Annotated in this window: 2 protein-coding genes; both read left to right on the top strand. The window is 43.1% G+C overall.

The window, feature by feature from the left end; all coding sequences use genetic code 11:
* Positions 1–73: 73 nt before the first annotated feature.
* Positions 74–889 (top strand): precorrin-4 C(11)-methyltransferase, encoded by an 816-nt coding sequence (gene cobM / locus VE944_RS30830; RefSeq protein ID WP_324986588.1) that lies wholly within the window; start codon positions 74–76, stop codon positions 887–889.
* A 403-nt stretch (positions 890–1,292) separates the two neighbouring features.
* Positions 1,293–1,646: a phenylpyruvate tautomerase MIF-related protein gene (locus tag VE944_RS30835; protein WP_324986591.1), complete on the top strand. Its 354-nt coding sequence runs from the start codon at positions 1,293–1,295 to the stop codon at positions 1,644–1,646.
* Positions 1,647–1,790: the final 144 nt, after the last annotated feature.

The following is a 1,790-nucleotide window of genomic DNA, read 5'->3' on the forward strand; positions in this document are numbered from 1 at the left end:
TCTCTACTAGGGAAAGAGGGTGAATCCGGAAAGATACTGAGAAAATATCAAAAAAGTTTTTTGAGGGATTGCCGTGTCTTCTTTTAAAGGTGAAAATCTGAGTTATGAAAAAACACTATATGCCATAGAACCATCTGTGTACATTGTGGGAGCAGGCCCTGGAGATCCTGATTTATTGACGGTGAAGGCGCAGAAACTACTGGCTGTTGCTGATGTGATTTTATTTGCTGATTCTTTAGTACCCGAACAGATTTTAGAACTTTGCCGAAAAGATGCGGAGATAATTAGAACTGCGAATCAGACTTTAGAAGAGATTTTAGCGATTATGATCGATAGAGTGCGATCGCAACATAAATCCCTAGTCCGTCTCCATTCTGGCGATCCTAGTCTCTACAGCGCCATCCACGAGCAAATGCACCTCCTCGCTGAGGCAAATATTCCTTTTGAAGTCATCCCAGGTATCAGCGCCTTTCAAGCTGCTGCTGCCAAACTCAAAGTAGAACTGACTGTCCCTGGTTTAGTCCAAACCATCATTTTGACGCGGATCAGTGGACGTACAGAAGTCCCCGTTACTGAAGAATTAGCCTCTCTGGCGGCACATCAGGCTAGTCTCTGCTTATATCTAAGTGCGCGTCACGTTGAAAATGCCCAAGCTAAACTACTCGAACATTACCCAGCCGAAACCCCCATTGCCATTTGCTTTCGCATCGGATGGCCCGATGAAAAAATCAGGGTTGTCCCCCTGAATCAAATGGCAGACTGCACTCATAAAGAAAAACTAATTCGCACTACACTTTATATAATCAGTCCAGCCCTCTCGACAGCAAAAGGGCGATCGCGTTTATATCATCCCGAACATAGTCATCTATTTCGCTCGTCTCATAACTAAATACTGGGCATGGGGCATTGGACATTGGGCATTTTGAGCTAGATGAATGAGTCTTTTAACTCCGTTAATGAGTCTTTGAGGTGGATGAACGGAGTTCTGAGGTGGATGAACGGAGTTCTGAGGTGGATGAACGGAGTTCTGAGGTGGATGAACGAGTATCTGAGGTGGATAAACGGAGTTCTGAGGTGGATGAATGAGTCTTTGAGGTGGATGAACGGAGTTCTGAGGTGGATGAACGAGTATCTGAGGTGGATGAACGGAGTTCTGAAGTGGATGAACGGAGTTCTGAGGTGGATGAATGAGTCTTTAAGCTAATGCTTGAACTTCTAACTCACCCTGCCCCTGCCCTCACTAACGATAAACTTAACAATGTGAATAAAATCCTAAATCCCAATTCGGTATTATGCCATTAATTAAAGTGCAAACTTCTGTAACTGCTCCTCCTCAAGCTGAAATTGAATCAATGCTTTTAAACCTATCAGCTAAGTTAGCAAAACATTTGGGAAAACCAGAATCTTATGTAATGACTGCTTTTGAGTCAGAAATTCCCATGACTTTTGCAGGTAATACAGACCCAGTTTGCTATATTGAAATTAAGAGCGTTGGCACAATGAAACCAGACCAAACCGCAGCAATGAGTCAGGAATTTTGCCAGCAAATTAACCAAACTTTAGGTGTGCCGAAAAATCGAATTTATATAGAGTTTGCAGACGCTAAGGGTGCGATGTGGGGCTGGAACGGCACAACTTTTGGGTAATTCCCCTCCTTCTTTGGTCAAGACTAAGTTAATCTGGCAGGTGTAGGATAGAGATCCTACATCAACTCTTGATTTTTTATGTCTGCTACGCCTCTTGTATCTCAAGTTGAGTTACACAACCAAGTAAAATCAGAATTAATTCCT

This window comes from Nostoc sp. (assembly GCF_035638895.1).
Lineage (GTDB): Bacteria > Cyanobacteriota > Cyanobacteriia > Cyanobacteriales > Nostocaceae > Nostoc.

Excerpts from the sequence above, each read along its gene's own strand:
- VE944_RS30835 (WP_324986591.1), top strand. The coding sequence starts at position 1,293 with ATGCCATTAATTAAAGTGCAAACTTCTGTAACTGCTCCTCCTCAAGCT.